Source organism: Flavobacterium sp. RSSA_27 (assembly GCF_051547125.1).
GTDB lineage: Bacteria > Bacteroidota > Bacteroidia > Flavobacteriales > Flavobacteriaceae > Flavobacterium.
Genome location: NZ_JBPTTN010000001.1, coordinates 632,054 through 652,412, shown reverse-complemented (window position 1 = coordinate 652,412; position 20,359 = coordinate 632,054). Strand labels below are relative to the sequence as shown.

Annotated in this window: 19 protein-coding genes; 10 read left to right on the top strand and 9 right to left on the bottom strand. The window is 35.1% G+C overall.

Annotated features, from left to right (window positions below; genetic code table 11):
* On the top strand, positions 1–1,175 hold a 1,175-nt coding region (locus ACSVH5_RS02885; protein WP_438059958.1), incomplete at its 5' end, for a hypothetical protein.
* 185 nt (positions 1,176–1,360) lie between these two features.
* On the opposite strand, the gene ACSVH5_RS02880 is transcribed toward ACSVH5_RS02885, so the two are convergent.
* Positions 1,361–1,759, bottom strand: coding sequence for a secretion protein (locus tag ACSVH5_RS02880; RefSeq protein ID WP_438059957.1), 399 nt, complete (start codon positions 1,757–1,759; stop codon positions 1,361–1,363).
* A gap of 479 nt (positions 1,760–2,238) precedes the next feature.
* Positions 2,239–2,628 carry a secretion protein gene (locus ACSVH5_RS02875; protein ID WP_438059956.1) on the bottom strand — a complete coding sequence of 130 codons (390 nt, stop codon included), beginning with the start codon at positions 2,626–2,628 and terminating at the stop codon, positions 2,239–2,241.
* 189 nt (positions 2,629–2,817) lie between these two features.
* On the opposite strand from ACSVH5_RS02875, the gene ACSVH5_RS02870 reads away from it, so the two are divergent.
* Together ACSVH5_RS02870 and ACSVH5_RS02865 are read left to right on the top strand one after the other, a co-directional pair.
* Positions 2,818–3,690 (top strand): AraC family transcriptional regulator, encoded by an 873-nt coding sequence (locus tag ACSVH5_RS02870; protein WP_438059955.1) that lies wholly within the window; start codon positions 2,818–2,820, stop codon positions 3,688–3,690.
* Between the two features lie 129 nt (positions 3,691–3,819).
* On the top strand, positions 3,820–4,323 hold the full coding sequence (locus ACSVH5_RS02865; protein WP_438059954.1) for a hypothetical protein: 504 nt from the start codon (positions 3,820–3,822) through the stop codon (positions 4,321–4,323).
* 71 nt (positions 4,324–4,394) lie between these two features.
* Here the strand turns inward: ACSVH5_RS02865 and ACSVH5_RS02860 are convergent, their stop codons facing one another.
* Entirely contained in the window at positions 4,395–5,348 is a 954-nt protein-coding gene (locus tag ACSVH5_RS02860) for a TerC/Alx family metal homeostasis membrane protein (RefSeq protein ID WP_438059953.1), read from the bottom strand.
* A gap of 296 nt (positions 5,349–5,644) precedes the next feature.
* On the opposite strand from ACSVH5_RS02860, the gene ACSVH5_RS02855 reads away from it, so the two are divergent.
* From ACSVH5_RS02855 to ACSVH5_RS02835, 5 genes are all read left to right on the top strand, one after another.
* Positions 5,645–7,834 carry a glutamine synthetase III family protein gene (locus tag ACSVH5_RS02855; protein WP_438059952.1) on the top strand — a complete coding sequence of 730 codons (2,190 nt, stop codon included), beginning with the start codon at positions 5,645–5,647 and terminating at the stop codon, positions 7,832–7,834.
* A gap of 379 nt (positions 7,835–8,213) precedes the next feature.
* Complete coding sequence (locus ACSVH5_RS02850) at positions 8,214–9,392, top strand: AIR synthase related protein (RefSeq protein ID WP_438059951.1); 1,179 nt, start codon at positions 8,214–8,216, stop codon at positions 9,390–9,392.
* A gap of 83 nt (positions 9,393–9,475) precedes the next feature.
* Positions 9,476–9,832, top strand: coding sequence for a hypothetical protein (locus ACSVH5_RS02845; RefSeq protein WP_438059950.1), 357 nt, complete (start codon positions 9,476–9,478; stop codon positions 9,830–9,832).
* Positions 9,833–10,071: 239 nt separating this feature from the next.
* Positions 10,072–10,668 (top strand): GNAT family N-acetyltransferase, encoded by a 597-nt coding sequence (locus tag ACSVH5_RS02840; protein ID WP_438059949.1) that lies wholly within the window; start codon positions 10,072–10,074, stop codon positions 10,666–10,668.
* A 237-nt stretch (positions 10,669–10,905) separates the two neighbouring features.
* Complete coding sequence (locus tag ACSVH5_RS02835; protein ID WP_438059948.1) at positions 10,906–11,346, top strand: hypothetical protein; 441 nt, start codon at positions 10,906–10,908, stop codon at positions 11,344–11,346.
* A gap of 200 nt (positions 11,347–11,546) precedes the next feature.
* Here the strand turns inward: ACSVH5_RS02835 and ACSVH5_RS02830 are convergent, their stop codons facing one another.
* The 6 genes from ACSVH5_RS02830 to ACSVH5_RS02805 all read right to left on the bottom strand — a co-directional run bounded on the left by ACSVH5_RS02830 (position 11,547) and on the right by ACSVH5_RS02805 (position 17,539).
* Positions 11,547–12,761: a peptidylprolyl isomerase gene (locus ACSVH5_RS02830; RefSeq protein WP_438059947.1), complete on the bottom strand. Its 1,215-nt coding sequence runs from the start codon at positions 12,759–12,761 to the stop codon at positions 11,547–11,549.
* Between the two features lie 136 nt (positions 12,762–12,897).
* Positions 12,898–14,004, bottom strand: coding sequence for a peptidylprolyl isomerase (locus tag ACSVH5_RS02825; protein WP_438059946.1), 1,107 nt, complete (start codon positions 14,002–14,004; stop codon positions 12,898–12,900).
* Between the two features lie 25 nt (positions 14,005–14,029).
* Positions 14,030–14,659 (bottom strand): gliding motility-associated peptidyl-prolyl isomerase GldI, encoded by a 630-nt coding sequence (gene gldI / locus ACSVH5_RS02820; RefSeq protein ID WP_438059945.1) that lies wholly within the window; start codon positions 14,657–14,659, stop codon positions 14,030–14,032.
* Between the two features lie 4 nt (positions 14,660–14,663).
* The gene (locus ACSVH5_RS02815; RefSeq protein WP_438059944.1) at positions 14,664–15,668 is read right to left on the bottom strand and encodes a DHH family phosphoesterase; all 1,005 of its coding nucleotides are present in this window, start codon (positions 15,666–15,668) and stop codon (positions 14,664–14,666) included.
* 171 nt (positions 15,669–15,839) lie between these two features.
* Complete coding sequence (locus ACSVH5_RS02810) at positions 15,840–17,093, bottom strand: chloride channel protein (protein ID WP_438059943.1); 1,254 nt, start codon at positions 17,091–17,093, stop codon at positions 15,840–15,842.
* Between the two features lie 59 nt (positions 17,094–17,152).
* Positions 17,153–17,539, bottom strand: a complete 387-nt coding sequence (locus tag ACSVH5_RS02805; RefSeq protein WP_298295092.1) for a RidA family protein — start codon at positions 17,537–17,539, stop codon at positions 17,153–17,155.
* 410 nt (positions 17,540–17,949) lie between these two features.
* On the opposite strand from ACSVH5_RS02805, the gene ACSVH5_RS02800 reads away from it, so the two are divergent.
* Positions 17,950–18,624 (top strand): hypothetical protein, encoded by a 675-nt coding sequence (locus ACSVH5_RS02800; protein WP_438059942.1) that lies wholly within the window; start codon positions 17,950–17,952, stop codon positions 18,622–18,624.
* A gap of 78 nt (positions 18,625–18,702) precedes the next feature.
* The gene (guaA, locus tag ACSVH5_RS02795; RefSeq protein ID WP_159683289.1) at positions 18,703–20,232 is read left to right on the top strand and encodes a glutamine-hydrolyzing GMP synthase; all 1,530 of its coding nucleotides are present in this window, start codon (positions 18,703–18,705) and stop codon (positions 20,230–20,232) included.
* The last annotated feature ends 127 nt before the right edge of the window (positions 20,233–20,359 follow it).

Genomic DNA, 20,359 nt, shown 5'->3' with positions numbered 1-20,359 from the left:
CTTCAACAGAAGGCGCTACCTATTCATGGATAGCAAGTAATGGAGGCAATATTGTTTCAGGAGCTGATACTGCAACTCCAACCGTTAATGCCGCTGGTACATATACCTTAACCGTTACCAATCCAGCCAATGGATGTACTGCTACAGATATAGTTTTAGTTACGACACAAATTTGTGCTGATGCCGTATGTACTTATACCCAAGGATATTACGGAAATGATGGGGGTATGTCTTGCTTAAATGGTACTCCATTTACAACAAGAGGTTTAATAGCAAATTCATTAAGTACTTATCCAAATCAAACCATGAGTATTGGTTTTAATGGTAGATGGGTTTTGGTTTCTAATACTGAAGCCGATACTAAAGGTATCTTAGATGTTTTACCAGGAGGTGGAGTTAGTAAAGTATTAGACTTAGGTAGTCCTCATATTAGTAGTTTACCAAGTGCTTATCTTAAAAAAGGGGTAATTAATAATACTTTATTAGCACAAACAATTACTTTAGGTTTAAATCTAGGCAATAATGGTGCTCTTGGTAGCTTTGTTTTACAAGGAAAAGAATTAGCAACTGCTGCTGCTGAAGGAGGTTGTGGTTCTAATATTCCAAAAACCCGTCAATGCAATTATGACCTATATGGTAATTTAACTAGTGTAACAAATGACTACCAATATTATGCTATTGATCCAGATGTAATAGCTGCTATAGAGGGAGAGAAAACCATTCAAGGATTATTTGCATTAGCCAATAAAGCCTTAGGTGGTGGGAATACTAATGGAGTATCACTTACTAAAATTGCAGATGTTGTTGATAAAATTAATAATGCTTTTGATGGCTGTAGAATTTTTATTGGCTATGATGTGTCTAGATGTTCTAAAGCGAATAATTCATTCGAATCTTCAGCTGCAATAACTACAGAAATTGCTAGTTTCGATGCTTATCCTATTCCTTTCAAAAATCAACTTACTATCCGTTATAATTTTGAGTATCAAACGGAGGTAACAATTGAAGTATTTACGCTATTAGGAGTTTTGGTAAGCTCACATAGAGATGCTGATAGTTATTTAGGCAAAGAAGCCGTACTTAACTTTAATACCATAGGACAAGAACAAGTATTTATTGTTAAAGTAACTACTAACAGAGGCAGTAGTAGTAAAGAAGTAGTTTCTTCAAATTAATTTTTTTAAACGTTTACTAAGTCATAAGCCGTCTTCTCAAGAGACGGCTTATTGATTTACCATTGCTTTTGTATAAGCAATTTTTTGATTTAGGAAATTTTATAAATTTTTAAAGCATGACTACAAAACAAAAAAAGACCGCCTTTGTTAGACGGTCTATAATAAATGTGGTTAGTAATGTGTTTTTATTTGATTTCTACAAGTTTTTTATTATTGGCTTCTTTTATGTAAACTTCCAAAACTGGTCTTTTGCTCAAAACTGTGTGAGTTGCATTTACTATAATTTCATGTTTAACCGATTTGTAATCAGTCGAAACAATTAAATAATATTTGCCTTCTGGAAACTCATCTAGATTATAAGTTTTTAAAATTCCCTTAGTACCCGTTGCATATTCTGCAAACAAAACATTCTGATTTATGTCATATATTGTAACCTTAACTTTTTGTTTGCCATTGAGAGCAAAGCTAATTTCGTTTCCTTTTCCTTTTTTTACATTGAGTAAAAAATCGCCATCAATTGCATAAGTGTTTAGACTGGCTAAAACAAATACTAATACCAAACTTAATTTTGAGATTGTTTTCATGGTTCTTGTTTTTAAGTTGTTAGTTAAAATTTCTGATGCTAAATTAGTCCAACTTTTAGTATAGAAACACAACACAATTTTCTAATTTTGGTCTTATTTTTTCTTTTCGAAAACGATATATTTAAAATTTGGTTACTATAACATATGTTTTAGGTAATTTTGAATATGTGTTTATTTTGAATAATTTAAATAATTATAATGTTTATTCTATTGATTGCTGTAAAATGTTTTTTTTAGTAAATAATTATTCGCTTACAGATTATTTTGTTGAATATAATGAAGTATGATTTATAATAAATAGAGTTTAGTAAATATGATTTTAACCAATTGCTGAAACCCGAATCCAAATAAGGCAAGAGGAAATTCACAGCTAGTACTAAAAGAAAGAGTTACCTATTTGTAAAGAATGCTATAAAAAAAAGCCATCCATTATGGACAGCTTTCAAAAAGTATGAATTTTTTGGGTCGAAGTATTCTAATTATTTAGAAGCAACATTTTTGGTGCTAAAAGCAGTCTTGTAAGTTTCAATACAAGCTCTTTTACTTAATGTAACTTCAGAAGTGGCAACTTTAATTTCGTGCGTTACCTCTTTAAGTTCGGTTTTTACAACTAATAAATAAGTGCCAATTGGTAATTCTTGTAGGTCATAGTTTTTTATAATACCATTTTGTCCTTTTGCATTTTCAGAAAAAATCAAGTTGTTTTCATCATCGTAGATAGCTATAGATGCTTTTTGAATCCCATTCATGGTAAAACTAATTTCGTTTCCTTTTGTTTTTTTTACATTAAGTAAGAAATCGCCATCTATTGCATAAGTGTTTACACTTCCTAATACAAATACTGCAACCAAAGCTAATTTTTTCATCATTTTCATATTGTTTTTGTTTAAATTATTAGTCATTATTTATTTTGCTAAATTACTGCAGCTGTTTCGAGATTCACTCCACTCAATTTTCGTAAATGTGTGCTATTTTATCATTTGCGAAAACGATATATGTTAAATTAGGTAATATTGGATCTATATTGCGTAGCTTTGTTTAAATACAAATGTAATGCTATGAAAAAAGTGGATCCTACTTTAGAAGTTATAGTTCCCTCCTATGGAAGTTCGTTTTCCATTGCTAGATATGATGAAAATGCCAATAGTAAATCCCATGTATGGCATTATCATCCAGAAATTGAATTGGTCTATGTGAAAGGAGGAACAGGAAAGCGACAAATTGGAAGTCATCTTTCTTATTTCACAGATGGGAATCTTGTTTTAATTGGTAGTAATTTGCCACACTGTGGTTTTACCAACTCACAAACAGGAAATAAGTCTGAAATAGTAATACAAATGAAACCAGATTTTGTTGGGGCTGATTTTTTTGACATTCCAGAAATGAATGCTGTAAAGAATTTATTGCAACAAGCCAAAGCTGGAATTGCATTTTTAGGTGAAAGTAAAAACAAAATTGGAGCAAAAATAGAAGTCATGGATCAGCTAAGTCCTTTTGATCGATTAATGATGCTTTGGAGTGTTTTACAAGATATGAGTATGTCAAATGAACGCATTATATTGAATGCTGTTGGTTTCTCATTAGAAATGCAAGTTCAAGATAACGATAGGATTAACGTAGTTTTTAATTATGTAAAAGATCATTTCCAAGAACCAATTTCTTTGGAAGCGATTGCAGATTTGGTGAGCATGACCATTCCTTCTTTTTGTAGGTATTTTAAAAAAATTACCAACAAAACCTTTACTACTTTTGTCAATGAATATAGAATTGTGCATGCTTCAAAACTTTTAGCTGAAAAACCTATGAGTATTAATGAGGTGTGTTTTGAAAGTGGCTTCAATAATTTTAGTCATTTTAATAAATCTTTTAAGGCGTATACAGGTAAGAGTGCCTCACAGTATCGCAATGAATTGCGAACAATTTTGAAATAGGTCGTACGATTGAAAATTAAAATGCTATTAAGGTCTGTTTTTTAAGCTTTCTAAAGTGGAAATTTATGTATAAATAAAAAATGGTTCAATTTTTGGTTAACTTTGAGGAACCTTAAATATTAAAAAATTATGAAACGATTTCTTATTTTATTTGTGACCTTATCTACTTTAGTTTTTTCATCTTGCGAAGGCCCAGAAGGTCCTCCCGGGGAAGACGGTTTGATAGCTGAAGTGTTTGAAATTAAAAACGTTAATTTCACCTTAGATCCTGTAGAGGGTTATATTATTTACCAAAAATTGAATCCACAAATTTTTGCTTCCGATGTGATTTTGATCTACCGTTTAGTAGGAACCATTAATTCCAATACACCTATCTGGCAGTCTATTCCTAGAACACTTTATCCAGCACAAGGTGAATTAGATTATGATTTCGATTTCAGTAAAGAGGATTTTACAATATATGCAGGAGGTACTTATAATTTAGCTTTAACGCCTCAATTTATCAATAACCAAACCTTCCGAATTGTTATAGTTCCTGGGGCATTTTCAAAAACGGTCGATACGAGCGATTATTTTGCGGTAATCAAAGCCTTAAACATTAAAGAAAATCAAGTAAAAACAATCAAGTTATAATTGATTCAATAGTATTGCACAAAAAAAGGAAATCACTCGATTTCCTTTTTTTGTTTGTGCTATATGTGTCATTATTCAATAATCCCTTCTTCTTTGCTTAGCTTTAAAGAAACTAAGACTCCTGTAACTAATGAAAGGGCTATAAAGCCAAGAGAAGCCCATTCAGGTACTTCGATATAATCATGAAGTAGCATTTTTAGCCCGACAAAACTTAAAATTGCAATTAAACTGTATTCTAAATAATTGAATTTAGCCAACATATTCGCCAAGAAGAAATACATCGAACGTAAACCTAAAATAGCAAAAATGTTGGAGCTAAATACTAAAAAAGGATCCGAGGTAATGGCTAATATCGCTGGTACACTGTCTACTGCAAACAATACGTCCATAACTTCAATGACTATTAATGCAACAAAAAGAGGTGTAGCATGCTTTTTTTCGTGTATTCTTACAAAAAAATGTTCTTTGTCGGCATGAGACGTAAGCGGAATAATTTTGCCAAGGGTTTTATATACAAAGGATTGTTTAGGTTCAAACTCGTCATCTTTTCCAGCAAATAACATTTTGATGGCGGTAAACAATAAAAAGGCTCCAAATAAATAGGTAGTCCAAGCAAATTTGTTAATGATCAACACTCCAAAGAAAATCATTAGCCCTCTAAAAACAATAGCGCCTAATATTCCCCAAAACAATACCCGGTGTTGGTATTTCTGTGGTATTTTAAAAGAAGAAAAAATTATAGCTATAACAAAAATATTATCAACACTAAGAGAAAGTTCTATTAAGTAACCCGTAATAAACTTCATGGAAGCCACGGTTGGTTGTAATTGGGTTGGATTATCTACATAACCTGTACTATACAGCCAATAAATTACCCCTGAAAATAGCATGGAAAAGGTAAACCAAATCAAAGTCCATTTGCTCGCTTCTTTGGTATTGATGATGTGTGGTGTTTTATTAAAGACACCTAAGTCTAAGGCTAAAATGCCAATAATTAAAATAATAAATAGCGTCCAAACAAGCATAAAATTGGTATTAATAGTTCTTGCAAATGTAGTTGATGCTTTTAAAACTTAGAAACTTTTTAAGCTAAAGTTTAGGGGTGTGTTTGTTCTAGTTTAGAAGTGGTGGTAGGATTTATGGAATAAAGGAATTTATTTGTATTTAAATTGTCAACTTGATAGAATATTAGGTTTAAAATGAGAAATAGTTAAAATTGATGAATACCCCTCAAAATAGAGAGGTAAATTTTTATAAAACTGATAAATCTTTTATATTTGCACAAAATAATAGGGGTTTAATAAATAAAAAATAATCTTTTATGTCTACATTACGTTTTCAAGCTTTAAAAGAAGCATCTACTAGAAAGCCAGTTAAATTTGAAGAAACCGATAGAAAATCATCTCTTTTTGGTTCAAATGTGTTTAATGATAAAGCCATGAAGCAATATTTGACTTCTGATGCTTATAAAGCAGTGAAAGGAGCTGTTGAACACGGAACCAAAATTGATCGAAAAATAGCGGATTACATCGCTATGGGGATGAAAGAGTGGGCTTTGTCTAAAGGAGTTACTCATTATACACACTGGTTTCAACCTTTAACAGGAACTACAGCTGAAAAGCACGATGCTTTTTTTGAAACTTCCTACGATGGTAGCGATCCAGTAGAAAAATTTGGTGGAGCACAATTGGTACAACAAGAACCTGATGCTTCTAGTTTTCCAAATGGAGGGATTCGTAATACTTTTGAGGCGAGAGGATATACAGCTTGGGATCCAACTTCTCCAGCTTTTATTTATGGGACTACTTTATGTATTCCAACTGTTTTTATTTCGTACACTGGAGAAGCTTTAGATAATAAAATTCCTTTGCTTAGAGCATTATCTGCAATGGATGAAGCTGCAACAGAAGTATGTAAATATTTTGATAAAAATGTAAAAAAAGTTACTGCCACTTTAGGATGGGAGCAAGAGTACTTTTTGATTGATAGCGCACTAGCTAATTCTCGTCCTGATTTGATGATGACCGGTAGAACTTTACTGGGACATACATCGGCAAAAGGACAACAATTAGATGACCACTATTTTGGTTCTATTCCTTCTCGTGCCTTGACTTTTATGAGAGACTTAGAACAAGAATGTATGTTGTTAGGTATTCCTGTAAAAACTCGTCATAATGAAGTAGCACCAAACCAATTTGAGTTAGCACCAATTTTTGAAGAAACAAACTTAGCGGTAGATCACAACTGTTTGTTGATGGATGTAATGGGTAAAGTGGCTGAAAGACATGATTTCAAAGTCTTATTGCACGAAAAACCATTCAAAGGGGTTAATGGTTCTGGTAAACACAACAACTGGTCTTTGGCTACCGATACTGGAGTGAACTTGTTAAGCCCAAGTAAAACGCCAATGAGTAACTTACAATTTTTGACTTTCTTTGTGAATACTATCAAAGCGGTTAATGATTATGAAGAATTACTAAGAGCTTCTATCGCTACAGCTAGCAATGATCATAGATTGGGAGCGAACGAAGCGCCTCCAGCAATTATCTCAGTATTTATTGGTGAACAATTGACAAAAGTGTTAGCTGAATTGGAAGGTGTGACTGCTGGAAAATTATCTCCAGAAGAAAAAACAGATTTAAAATTAAACGTTGTTGGGAAAATCCCAGATGTATTGTTAGATAATACGGATAGAAATAGAACGTCTCCATTTGCTTTTACAGGAAACAAATTTGAGTTTAGAGCTGTAGGTTCTTCAGCAAACTGTTCTAACGCTATGACTACTTTGAATGCTATTGTAGCGAAACAATTGAGAGACTTTAAAGTAGCAGTAGATGCTTTGATTGAAGCTAACGATATGAAAAAAGATGACGCTATCTTTAATGTTTTGAGAGAGTATATCAAACAATCAAAGAAAATCCTTTTTGAAGGAGATGGTTACAGCGAAGCATGGGCAAATGAAGCAGCAAAAAGAGGATTGAGTAACTTCAAAACTACTCCTGAAGCCTTGAAAGCTAGAGCGTCTAAAAAAGCCTTAGACTTATTCGAAGAGTTAGGAATCATGAATCATGTTGAGGTAGAAGCGCGTTACGAAATTGAATTAGAAGAGTACACCAAGAAAATTCAAATTGAAGGACGTGTTTTAGGTGATATTTCAAAAAATCACGTAATCCCAACAGCTATTCGTTACCAAAATACTCTAATCGAAAATGTGAAAGGATTGAAAGATATTTTTGGTTCAGATTTCGAGAATGTAGCCAAAGAGCAAATTATCTTAATCAAACAAATTTCAGGTCATATTGAAGGTATCAATTCAAAAGTCGCTTTGATGACCAACGAAAGAAAAGTAGCTAACAACTTGACTGATGCTCAAGAAATGGCTGAAGCATACTGTAACAAGGTAAAACCTTATTTTGAAGAAATTCGTAACCATTGTGACAAGCTAGAATTGTTAGTTGACAATGAATTATGGACTTTGACCAAATACAGAGAGTTATTGTTTACAAAATAATAGTTATTGAAATTGAATAAAAAAAGGAATCTGAATTGGATTCCTTTTTTTATTTAGAATTGTATCATAAATTTTGGGTATTTTAAAACACAGTTTTTTTGCAGCAAACTGGTGTTTAAACCCAGGGCAAACGCATCATTTATTTTTTTGCCACTAATGCCACTAACATGCCCTAATTTTGTGTTACTAAAATTTAAATGACACAAATCTTATCTTTCTTTGGCAGATATGTGCTATTTATGATATTCTAATTTGTGTTAGTTTGTGTAATTCTTGGCTCTAATTTTTATTTTTTCAAACTCATGTGTTTGCTCTGTGTTTAAACCAAGAAATTAAAAAAACTGCTTATCTTTGCGCCACATCAACACAAACTAATTTCATGAGTTCAGCTACTTCTAAACGATATGCACAACGTGGTGTTTCGGCATCCAAAGAAGATGTGCATAATGCTATTAAAAACATCGATAAAGGTTTATTCCCACAAGCATTTTGTAAAATTGTCCCAGATTATTTGACCAATGACGAAGACTATTGCCTCATTATGCACGCCGATGGCGCAGGAACCAAATCCTCACTAGCGTATATGTATTGGAAAGAAACTGGGGATATCTCTGTTTGGAAAGGCATTGCGCAAGATGCATTAATTATGAATATTGATGATTTATTGTGCGTAGGAGCTACTGACAATATTTTGCTTTCTTCCACTATCGGCAGAAACAAAAATCTAATTCCTGCTGAGGTCATTTCGGCGATTATTAATGGTACTGAAGAATTAATTCAGGAACTAGCTACTTTTGGAGTGACCATTCATTCTACAGGTGGCGAAACGGCCGATGTAGGTGATTTAGTTCGCACTATCATTGTAGATTCTACGGTTACCGCTCGTATGAAGCGTTCCAAAGTAATTGATAATGCCAATATTCAAGCCGGCGATGTTATTGTAGGTTTGGAATCTTTTGGGCAAGCCACTTATGAAAAAGAATACAACGGAGGAATGGGAAGTAACGGATTAACTTCTGCCCGTCACGACGTTTTCGAGAAATACTTAGCCGCCAAATATCCTGAGAGTTTCGATGCCGCTGTTCCTTCAGAATTAATTTATTCGGGTCAAGTAAAATTGACAGATGCTGTTGAAAATTCGCCTATCGATGCGGGTAAATTGGTCTTGTCACCAACTAGAACTTATGCGCCAATTATTAAGGCTATTTTAGATAAATATTCTGCTACCGAAGTACACGGAATGGTACACTGTAGTGGAGGAGCACAAACTAAAATCTTGCATTTTGTCAATAATTTACACATTATAAAAGACAATTTATTCCCAGTGCCACCTTTGTTTCAACTGATTCAAGAGCAATCCAAAACCGATTGGAAAGAGATGTATCAAGTATTCAATTGCGGACACCGAATGGAGTTGTACGTTCCAGAAGCTATTGCACAAGACATCATTGCGATTTCAAAATCGTTTAATGTCGATGCGAAAATTGTAGGTAGAGTAGCAACTTCGGATGCCAAAAAACTAACCATCAACAGCGAATACGGTACTTTCGAATATTAAAAAAGTTTAATCGATTAACTGCTTAACCGATTAACCGATTAAACCTTTAAACAATTAAACCCTTTAACTGTTAAATTTTTCCTATGTACGAACTACTTTTTTGGCGCTATCAAGAGGGCATTTATCTCAATCATCATTTGGTTTACGAAGCCTTGGTCGAACAAGAAATCGTTGAGGGTTTAGAAGATTTACCTGTCGAGGTTATTCTCAATCGGTTGAATAGTGTGTTTGCTACTTGGGAAAAAGTAGACGACAATAGTTGGAAAAACACCAAAGGCAAAGGTGCTTTTCAGGTCAAAACTACACCGCAAAGCATTCAAATCGACTGCTACGGCACCGATGGAAAAACGATGAACCTATTGGCCGACACGCTCGAAGAGTTCAAATGTCCAGTATACGACCCGCAAGTTCCTGTGCGCTACGATGAATTTAACGAATAATTTTTAGGAGCTATTTCCAGCGCTCCGTTACAAGTCCTCACAAAAAAAATGATTTTTCTATATTCTAAAAGGAGCTTCTTCCAGTCGCTCTTTTAGAACAAGAAAAATCAATTTTTTTTGCTCCGGGCTTTCCACTTCGGTCTGGGCTAAGTAGGTCGCTACATAGTTTTGATTATTTTTGATGGTTTTTAAGGTTGATACAACGCTTAAAGTTTTATCTTTAAAGTTAATTCAATACTATGGACTTTAATTTATTTTCCAACGCTATTTTAGAAAATGACCGAGTACAATTACGCCCGCTAGAAATGGATGATGTTACTCATTTATTGCCCATTTCTCTTCACGAACCCGAAACTTGGGAATTCTCATTAGTAAAAGCGGATGGTCAGGCCAATCTCGAAAACTATATTCAATTAGCTTTAAAAGCGAAGGAAACAGAGAAAGAATTTCCTTTTATCGTTTATGATAAACAATCGGGGAAATATGCTGGAAGCACACGTTTTTATGACATCAATTTTGAATTCAAAACGCTGCAATTGGGCTATACTTGGTACGGAAAGGATTTTAGAGGAACGGGACTCAACAAGCATTGTAAATATTTGTTGCTTCGTTTTGCTTTCGAGACTTTAGGAATGGAGCGCGTAGAATTTAGAGCCGATGCCAATAACCAACGCAGTATTGCGGCGATGAAACGCATTGGTTGCACGGTGGAAGGCATTTTGCGAAGTCATATGCCTACGCATACTCCCGAAATACGAAGAGATAGTATTATTTTGAGTATTTTGAAGGATGAGTGGTTTGATAAGGTAAAAATGAATTTGGAGCAACAATTGTAATCTCTCCAAAAAGGTACGATGTTTCTTTTTAGCCCCGATTGCAGTGGAAATCCTTTGCTGCCGGTGTTCGGCAGCAAAGATTGTAACGGAAAGCGGGACGATGCAGCCTGATAAAGCCTTTTGTATCTGCTCCTGATATAAAATAATGTTTCGATATTATTTTTTGGAATTGGGAGGTTATCCCAAAAAATGGAAATACCTTTGCGCTTTAGTTATACAATTTAAACACACTTTCATATGAAAATAAATTTAAAAAGCGGGATTGAGCAGCTTTTGTTCGGGATGAAACAAAATGATGTGACCGCCATTTATGGTAAGCCAGACCGTAATTACAAAGACGAAGATGATAACGTGATTTTGGTGTACAACAAATTGAAAATGCGTTTGACTTTTTATCAAGAAGAAGAGTTGAGATTAGGATATATCGTGGCTTCGAGTCCAAAATTAGAATTGTTTGGTAATTTGATTATTGATAAACCCATTGCATCGGTTAAAAAAGAGTTGGCTGCAAAAGGAATTACTAAATTTACGCAAGAAGAATTTGATACGTTTGAAAATTACTTCAACGAAGAGAATTGGTTTATTCTTCAAACCGAATTTGAAGAAGTAGTAAAGTTTGAGATTGGTGCGATTATCAATCAAAAAGACGAATTTGACTGGAAGTTTGGAAAGAAATAAGCTTTTCTAAAGCATAAAAAAACCGATAACATTTCACTTGTTATCGGTTTTTTATTTTGTTCCAAAATGAAATTTACATCAAACACTATTTCAATATAGTTCAATCGTGTTTTTGTCATATCGAGCGCAGTCGAGATATAGTGAGGGTTCTCGACTGCGCTCGAACTGACAAAAAGGACTATTTATAGAAGTTATTGGATTTATTTCGTTTCTGGTTTTTTATCCATTATTTCTAATTCGAATACAAGATTGGCATTGGGTGGAATTACTCCGCCAGCACCTCTTTCGCCATAGCACAAATTTGATGGCATAATAGCAATCATTTTTTCTCCTAAATGTAACAAGCTCAACGCTTCAATAAATCCAGGAATCATACCTTCTTTTTTACCAGCTACGAACGGGAAAGGTTGGTAGCCATTTTGAGCGGCGCGGTTCGCATCGAATTTTCCGTAGGCTTTGTTCACCTCTTCGTAGCTACTGTCAAACATATTTCCATCTTCAAAATAACCAGCGTAGTGAAAGTAAATGGTCGACCCATCAACAGGTTTTACATCGCTTCCTTTTTGAATGACTTGATAAATTACACCTGAAGGGGTTTTTGTTCCTGACGCTCTAACTGAGCTAATGTAATCGGCTTTAGCTTTTATAACTGGACCAAATTTTGCTTCATAGGCTTTTTTGGCTTCGGCTTCTAAAGCGGCTTTTTTGGCTTTATTTTCGGCATCAATTGCAGCTTGTTTTTTGGCATCTTCTGCTTTATTGGCATAATAGTCTGTGAAAACTTTGGCTGCATTGAATTTTTTAGCCAAAGCGCCTTTGCGCGTAATGGTAACTTTTGTAATTACATCGTTTTGTTCAATGGCATTTACTACATTCATTCCTTCGGTTACGTGACCAAACACGGTGTGCTTTCCGTCTAACCAAGGCGTGTCTTTGTGTGTAATAAAGAATTGGCTTCCGTTGGTAGCGGGACCAGAATTCGCCATAGATAAAATACCGCCTTTGTCGTGTTTCAAATCGGTAAATTCGTCTTTGAATTTGTATCCTGGGTCACCAGAACCAGTACCTTCTGGGTCACCACCTTGAATCATAAAGTCTTTGATTACTCGGTGGAATTTTAATCCATCATAAAAGGGTTTTCCTTTTAGTTTTTCTTTGTTTACATACGGATTAGTTCCTTCAGCTAAGCTTACAAAATTAGCTACGGTTACTGGAGTTTTTTGAAACTCAAGCGCCAAAACTATTGTTCCTTTGTTGGTTTCGATGGTAGCAAATAATCCTTCTCCAGGGGCAACTTTTGTTGGATTAATAGCGGTTTTCGCTACTGGTTTTTTAGCAGGAGTGGCTACTTTTTTTACTTGTGCATTGATGCTTACTATCCCGAAGAATAATAAAAAAAGCAATTTTGATTTCATTTGTTTTTGATGGTTTTTTTAATTGGTACTCAGTACTTAGTTCTTAGTTTTTAGTCCATAGTCCTTAGCTGTTGTAAATAGTGCTTAGTAATAGCTTATTACTAATCACTATGGACTAATGACTATTTATTAAATACTACATTTTCTCTAATAATTCAATTTCGAAAATGATGTTGGCATTAGGTGGAATTGGTCCTACACCTTGAGCACCATAGCCTAAATTAGATGGAATGAAAATGGTAGCTTTTTCACCAAATTTTAGTTTTTCAATTCCTTCGATAAATCCAGGAATTAAACCATCTTTTTTACCATATTCAAAAGGAATTGGTAAGTATTGTTTGGCTGCGGCACGAGCGGCATCAAATTTTCCGAAAGTTTTTGAAACACTTTCGATGCTACTATCAAAAAGACTTCCGTTTTCTAAAAATCCAGCATAGTGAATATAAACCGGTGTTCCAACAGTAGGTTTTTTACCATTACTTTTTTGAGTAATCACGTATTCTAAACCTGTATTGGTTTTGGTAGCTTTTGCTTTCAAGGCTTTGAAATCGGCTACTTTTTGGTCTTGTACGGCTTTGAATTTTGCATTGTAAGCGTCTAATTCGGCTTGTAATTTTTTCTGATTTTCGGCTTCAACGATGTAATAATCGTGGAATGTCTTTACGGCATTGAATTTTTTCGCCGCTTCACCATTTCTGATGATGGTCACTTTTTTCATAAAGTCACCTTGCTTGATTTGGTTAACTACTTCCATTCCATTACCTACAACTTGACCAAAAATAGTGTGTTTTCCGTCTAACCAAGGCGTTTCTAAATGCGTGATAAAAAATTGACTGCTATTGGTTGTTGGTCCATTATTGGCCATTGCCAAAACACCACCTTTGTCAAATCTAAACTCACAAAATTCATCTTTGAATTTGTAACCTGCATCACCAGAACCAGTTCCTAAAGGGTCTCCAGTTTGAATCATAAAATCTTCGATAACACGGTGGAATTTTAAACCATCATAATACGGGCGATTTTTCAAATTCGGATTGGTAATGAATTCATTGGTTCCCTCGGCTAATGTTACAAAATTGGCTACGGTAATTGGTGCTTTGTCATAAGCAAGTTGTAAGATGATATCACCTTTGTTGGTTTCAATTTTGGCATATAAACCATCTGGTAAATCGTTTTTTTCTTCATTTTTACAAGAGAAGAAACTTGTTAAGGCTAGTAATCCAAGAACAATTCTTTTTTTCATTTTAATAAATTGATTTTAGTTTTTTTTATTGATTTAGGGTATCTTTTGCAATCGTTTGTTGTTGTAATAATGCTTTGGCTCTAAGCATTTCTTGTTTTTTAAGTTCGGCTTCGGGCATAAAATTTCGTAAAGTTACGGTGCACAATAATGGGATGTTGGTACCAATTTTTTTATTGTCACCGTGGTAGCCATAGCCCATATGTGAAGGAAATAAGAATACAAAAGTTTCTTTTTTACGCATCAGTTTAATACCATCTCTTAGCCCCATCATAATGTTTTGTTTGTCTACGTAATAAGTTTGAGGTTGTGTTTCTTCTTTGGAGTAAATTATATTTCCTTTCAAATCTTTTACTTCGTAGTCATAAAAAGCAACATCTCCTTTTTTTGGTGTAAGAGTATCTTGCATATTTCTTTTCGAAAAATGGTACCAATATCCTTTTTTGGAGGCTAAGAATTCTATTCCAGCATTTTTTTTGATGACAGCTTGAATTCGGTCTTCCTCAGAAGCTACCAGTTTTTTATTGCGTTCTATTGATTTTTTCATAAAACTTCCTGAAGCTTGCGAAAGCGGTCTGCGGGCCTCTTGGTTTTGTTCGCAGCTCCAAACGAAGCAAGCCAATAAAACGACTAAAAGACTGTTTTTTATACTGTTCATACGATTATATATTAAGTTGATGTACCAATTCTACAAATTTAGCTACGGTAGCACTAAGCGATTCTTCAGATTTTCCTCCAGCTGCATTGATGTGACCTCCGCCATTAAAATGGTTTCTAGCAAATTCATTGACATCAAAATCACCTTGAGAACGGAAAGAGATTTTGATGATTTTTTCTTCTTGATTTTCAATAAAAATAGCCGAAAATACAATTCCTTTGATACTCAATCCATAATTGACAATACCTTCGGTGTCGCCTTTTACAAAATGAAATTCATCCAATTCGGCTTGGGTAAGGGTAATATAAGAAGTCTGTTTCTCTGGAATCAATTGCATATTCTGCAAAGCTCTTCCCAATAGTTGCAAACGATTATAAGAACTATTATCAAAAAGCAAGGTTGGAACAACGGAATTTTCTACTCCCAAATCAATCAAATCGGCCACAATACGGTGGGTGTTTCCTGTTGTTTTTGGAAAACGAAAAGAACCCGAATCCGTTAAAATACCTGTGTAGATGCAAGTTGCAATAGTTTTATCAATACTTGATTTTTGACCCAGATAGGTAATGAAGTTGTAAATCATTTCGCAAGTAGAACCAAATTGCGTATCCGAATACATTACAGCGGCATAGTCATCAGGTTTTTGATGATGGTCAATCATAATGAACGGAACGGTAAGTGTTTTCAAAACCGTTTCCATTTCGCCCGTGCGGTGTAAGGCATTAAAGTCTAAAGTAAAAACAAGTTCCGCTTCCTTTAAGATGGCAGTACATTTTTCTCTTTCTTTTTCGTAAACTTCCACCGTTTCAGAACCCGGTAGCCAAGCCAAAAAATCCGGAAATTCATTGGGAGCTATCACAATCGGTTGGTGGTTGTTTTTAAGTAGAAAATGATACAGCGCCAAAGTAGAGCCCATAGCATCGCCATCTGGACCTCGGTGTGGAATAATGGCAATTTTTTTTGGTGTTGCTAATAACTCTTGAACGGCTTGAATATCTTGTATTGTCATTCGTAATTTTGATTTTTTTAAAGAACACCAAATAACTGCTTTGCCTTTTCATTGTTGACCAAAATATTTAGTTATAGGTGTTGAACTCCATTAGAGGTGATGTTCATTTCATAAGTTGCGAAATTACATTTTTTTATCTAATGTAAAAATCATTAAGAGTTATTTGGGATTTTAACGAAACGGAAGTTTTCTTCTAATGTTCTCATATAAAATTCCTTTAGGCCCTTTTACAATTTGTGATTTGTAAATCCCTAATGTTCCCGAGCAAAAATAAGCAATGACACACGCCAAAGCGATATAAATACTGCTTTCTAAGCCAAAAAGCTCTATTCCCATTAAGCTACAAGCAATAGGTGTATGCGTGGCACTAGAAAAGACAGCCACAAATCCCATTCCTGCCAAAAGCGCAATAGGCATCGGAACAACAAGCGACAAAGCACTTCCTAAAGTAGCCCCTACAAAAAACAAAGGCGTAACTTCTCCTCCTTTAAAGCCAGCACCTAAGGTAAAACCAGTAAATAGAATTTTCAGTAAAAAAGCATACCAAGGATTTGCAGTACTAAAAGCGTCAACAATCACTGGTACTCCTAATCCAATATAAGGTTGTACCGAAAAATTGAAAATCACCAAAGCCAAAATACAACCACCCACCAAAGGTCGAAAAGGCGCGTAAGCAATGGTTTTGCTAAATAAATGACCCCAAAAGTGAGTCGAACGCGAAAAGAGTAGTGCGGCAAGTCCAAAGAGAACACTCGCGAAAACCGTCCAAAAAATAGTAGCAAGCGAAAATTCAGGCACAATCGGAATGCTGTAGTGAGTGTGCGTAACCGGCCATAATTCTACAGTATAAAAAGCTGCGTAAGCCACTGCAAAAGATAAAAAAATGGTCTTAAAAGTAACTTTTTTAAAACTCAGTACTTCCATAGCAAAGAGCGCTCCCGCAATTGGTGTTCCAAAAACAGAAGCAAAACCGGCACTGATTCCGAGAACCAACATGGTCTTTCGGTCGATATCAGCCCATTTGAGCCAACGCTGAATTCCGTCCGAAATCGCCGCTCCCATTTGCACTGCTGTACCTTCGCGTCCCGCAGAACCTCCAAAAAGATGTGTGAGTATGGTGGTAATCAAAACCAAAGGCGCCATTCTGAAGGGTATGGTTTGTTGTGGTGTGTCGTATTCTTCCAAAATTAAATTATTGCCATTGACCACCGATTTTCCGTAGTAATGGTACAACAACCCAATAGCAAATCCACCCAAAGGCAAGAATCCAATAATCCAGAAATTATCCGTCCTAATTTGTGTAACTTTTTCTAAAGCCAACAAAAAAACCGCAGATGCCGACCCAGAAAAAAAGCCTACCACTACACAAACGAAAATCCATTGGAGTAGTGTAAGCCCTTTATTTTTTATCGCGTCAAAAGTCATAGTGAGAAACAAAAGCAAATGATGTTGCTAATGTAAGCATTCAATATAAATTTTGAACACTATTCAGCAGCAATAGCCGTAAATTCAATTTCAACCAAATATTCTGGCGCTACCAATTGATTGATGCCATAAAAACCAGTCGTGGGTTTCACCTCTTTAAAGAAAGCTGAGTGCGCTCTAGCTACATCTTCAAAAGTGCTAACATCGGTAGTAAAAATGCGAGTTCGAATCACATCTTTCATCCCCACATTCAAATCCTCCAAAACTTTTTCAACCCTTTCGAGTATGTTCAGCGTTTGCGCATACGCATCATTTGCCTTTACTTTTTCGCCATCAACAATCGCTACAGTTCCCGAAACTTCTATTATGTTTCCAATACGAACCGCACGACAGTACCCCATTTTATCCTCCCACGGTGAGCCAGTCAAAATATTTTGTCTTTTCATTTTCCTAATTTAAAATTACTTTTTGGTTATAAATAGAACAACAAAACTAGGCAATCATCGTTCAATAAAAAAACGATTACCATACGTTAAAAGTTACATTTGTTTCTTTTTTTTGGAGCAGTAACAAAGCGCATTTTTGCCATCATCGTCCCGTGATACGCTATATCTTTGCCGCCGAACCCCGGCAGCAAAGGATGCCGCTCCTCCCGGGGCTAGCAGGAAACAAAGAGCCTTTTTGGATACATCTTTCAATAATATTTCTAGGAACATAGATAAACACATATAGCAAATACTATTAAATGTTAAGATATTTCTAATACCTTAGTATAAAATAAGAAATAAGTTAGTTTTGTAAACACAAAAGGATTCTTCCTTTGCAATCAATCGAAATTACAAAAGCATCTTAGCGAATGAAACATTTTTTATTCCTTTTTTTATTCTTGGTATTGGCATTCAAAGGAAATGCTCAAGCGGAGTTTGGTCCAAAATTCAAACCAATTCCGCCCGCTAAGTTTCCTGCAGCGCCAAAGAAAAAAGTAATTCCTCCCGCCGAGCTGCCCAAAATAGAACAACCCAACGTCTTTAATTCGCCAGAAAATCCCAATAAAGCATCCACAACCATAACAAAATCGAATGATGTAGATATGTTTCCGAAAGAGAAGTTTATCAACGTGGGCGAGGAATACTTAAAAAAGATGCAAAAAGACGTCGATAAAACGTTGAACGAAAATAATATGCCTTTGCTTCGTCGTAATTTCGATTTTGGACAAATCAATACCAAATCCAAATACGTAATTGTACGAGTTCGAGATTTTATTTATGTAGATGGCGATTTACTTCGATTGTATCAAAATGCAACGATACTAAAAGAGCAGATTTTTCTAGGTGGAGAATTTACCGATATCAAAATTTTATTGGGTGAAGGCTTTAATAAACTGGATTTCGAGGCGCTCAATACGGGAACTAGTGGAGGTAACACCGCCGAAATCATCATCATAGATGACCAGAAAAAAGTACTTTCCAAAAATTATTGGGACAACTTAGCCACTGGTTTTAAGGGAACTATACTCTTAGTGAAAGAGTAAGATTTCTGTCTTTGCTACAAAATAAAAATTTTTCAAAAATCCATTTTTCAAATCCGAAATTTAAAAGTATTTTTGCGCATGCAACACAACGTACTTATTTTAGATTTCGGATCGCAATACACTCAGCTTATTGCGCGAAGAGTTCGAGAATTAAACATATTCTGCGAAATCTTCCCTTACAATCACTTTCCTAGTGATTTATCATCTTACAAAGCAGTAATTCTTGGCGGAAGCCCATTTTCTGTTCGTTCAGAAGATGCACCACATCCAGATTTATCTCAAATTAGAGGAAAATTGCCTATGCTGGCCGTATGTTACGGAGCACAATATTTAGCGCATTTTAGCGGTGGAGAAGTAGCAGCTTCTAATACTAGAGAATATGGTAGAGCCAATTTGTCTTTCATCAAAGAAAATGAAATCTTCTTCGAAGGTGTTTCTGAGAATAGCCAAGTTTGGATGAGCCATAGTGATAGTATCAAAGCATTACCAACCAACGGTGTTAAATTAGCGAGTACTCACGATGTAGAATTTGCAGCTTACAAAATTGAAGGCGAAACTACTTATGCTATTCAATACCACCCAGAGGTTTTTCACTCGACAGATGGTTCCAAAATGTTGGAGAATTTCTTGGTAAAAATTGCCGAAGTGCCTCAAAACTTTACACCAAACGCTTTCGTAGAAGAAATTGTAGCCGAAATGAAAGAGAAAATCGGAAATGACAAAGTAGTTCTTGGTCTTTCTGGTGGAGTCGATTCAACAGTAGCTGCGGTATTATTGAATAAAGCAATTGGTAAAAACCTATATTGTATTTTTGTAAATAACGGCTTGCTTCGTAAAAACGAGTTCCAAAGCGTTCTAGACCAATACGAAGGTATGGGACTAAATGTAAAAGGAGTGGATGCTTCGCAACGTTTTTATGATGCACTAGCTGGAATTACAGACCCAGAATTAAAAAGAAAAGCCATCGGAAATGCTTTTATTGAAGTTTTTGATGATGAGTCACACAAAATAGAAGATGTTACTTGGTTAGCGCAAGGAACAATTTATCCTGATGTAATTGAGTCAGTTTCTGTAAAAGGTCCTTCTGCAACTATCAAATCGCATCATAATGTGGGTGGTTTACCAGATTATATGAAACTGAAAATTGTAGAGCCTCTGCGTATGCTTTTCAAAGACGAAGTACGTCGAGTAGGAGCTACTTTAGGAATCGACCCAGAGTTATTGGGAAGACATCCTTTCCCAGGACCAGGTTTGTCTATTCGTATTCTTGGAGATATTACTCCAGAGAAAGTACAAATTTTGCAAGATGTTGATAAAGTTTTTATCGATGGTTTAAAATCTTGGGGATTGTATGACAAAGTTTGGCAAGCAGGTGCTATTTTGTTGCCTGTAAATAGTGTTGGTGTGATGGGTGATGAGCGTACTTACGAAAAAGTGGTAGCGCTTAGAGCGGTTGAATCTACCGATGGTATGACTGCGGATTGGGTACATTTGCCTTATGAATTTTTGATGAAAGTGTCTAACGATATCATCAATAAAGTAAAAGGTGTAAATCGTGTGGTTTACGATATTAGTTCGAAACCGCCAGCCACAATCGAGTGGGAATAAAATAAGTTGTCAAGTTTCTTTTTCAAGAGAAATTACAATAATTACTACGAAAACGGTATCAGATTTTGGAATAAAATTTGATGCCGTTTTGCTATCTTTGAACGGTACTAATTTATAATTTATTCGG

Bases quoted from the DNA above. Each gene is read 5' to 3' on its own strand.
- ACSVH5_RS02880 (WP_438059957.1), bottom strand. From the start codon at position 1,759: ATGAAAACAATCTCAAAATTAAGTTTGGTATTAGTATTTGTTTTAGCC.
- ACSVH5_RS02875 (WP_438059956.1), bottom strand. From the start codon at position 2,628: ATGATGAAAAAATTAGCTTTGGTTGCAGTATTTGTATTAGGAAGTGTA.
- ACSVH5_RS02870 (WP_438059955.1), top strand. From the start codon at position 2,818: ATGAAAAAAGTGGATCCTACTTTAGAAGTTATAGTTCCCTCCTATGGA.
- ACSVH5_RS02865 (WP_438059954.1), top strand. From the start codon at position 3,820: ATGAAACGATTTCTTATTTTATTTGTGACCTTATCTACTTTAGTTTTT.
- ACSVH5_RS02860 (WP_438059953.1), bottom strand. From the start codon at position 5,348: ATGCTTGTTTGGACGCTATTTATTATTTTAATTATTGGCATTTTAGCC.
- ACSVH5_RS02855 (WP_438059952.1), top strand. From the start codon at position 5,645: ATGTCTACATTACGTTTTCAAGCTTTAAAAGAAGCATCTACTAGAAAG.
- ACSVH5_RS02850 (WP_438059951.1), top strand. From the start codon at position 8,214: ATGAGTTCAGCTACTTCTAAACGATATGCACAACGTGGTGTTTCGGCA.
- ACSVH5_RS02845 (WP_438059950.1), top strand. From the start codon at position 9,476: ATGTACGAACTACTTTTTTGGCGCTATCAAGAGGGCATTTATCTCAAT.
- ACSVH5_RS02840 (WP_438059949.1), top strand. From the start codon at position 10,072: ATGGACTTTAATTTATTTTCCAACGCTATTTTAGAAAATGACCGAGTA.
- ACSVH5_RS02835 (WP_438059948.1), top strand. From the start codon at position 10,906: ATGAAAATAAATTTAAAAAGCGGGATTGAGCAGCTTTTGTTCGGGATG.
- ACSVH5_RS02830 (WP_438059947.1), bottom strand. From the start codon at position 12,761: ATGAAATCAAAATTGCTTTTTTTATTATTCTTCGGGATAGTAAGCATC.
- ACSVH5_RS02825 (WP_438059946.1), bottom strand. From the start codon at position 14,004: ATGAAAAAAAGAATTGTTCTTGGATTACTAGCCTTAACAAGTTTCTTC.
- gldI (WP_438059945.1), bottom strand. From the start codon at position 14,659: ATGAACAGTATAAAAAACAGTCTTTTAGTCGTTTTATTGGCTTGCTTC.
- ACSVH5_RS02815 (WP_438059944.1), bottom strand. From the start codon at position 15,668: ATGACAATACAAGATATTCAAGCCGTTCAAGAGTTATTAGCAACACCA.
- ACSVH5_RS02810 (WP_438059943.1), bottom strand. From the start codon at position 17,093: ATGACTTTTGACGCGATAAAAAATAAAGGGCTTACACTACTCCAATGG.
- ACSVH5_RS02805 (WP_298295092.1), bottom strand. From the start codon at position 17,539: ATGAAAAGACAAAATATTTTGACTGGCTCACCGTGGGAGGATAAAATG.
- ACSVH5_RS02800 (WP_438059942.1), top strand. From the start codon at position 17,950: ATGAAACATTTTTTATTCCTTTTTTTATTCTTGGTATTGGCATTCAAA.
- guaA (WP_159683289.1), top strand. From the start codon at position 18,703: ATGCAACACAACGTACTTATTTTAGATTTCGGATCGCAATACACTCAG.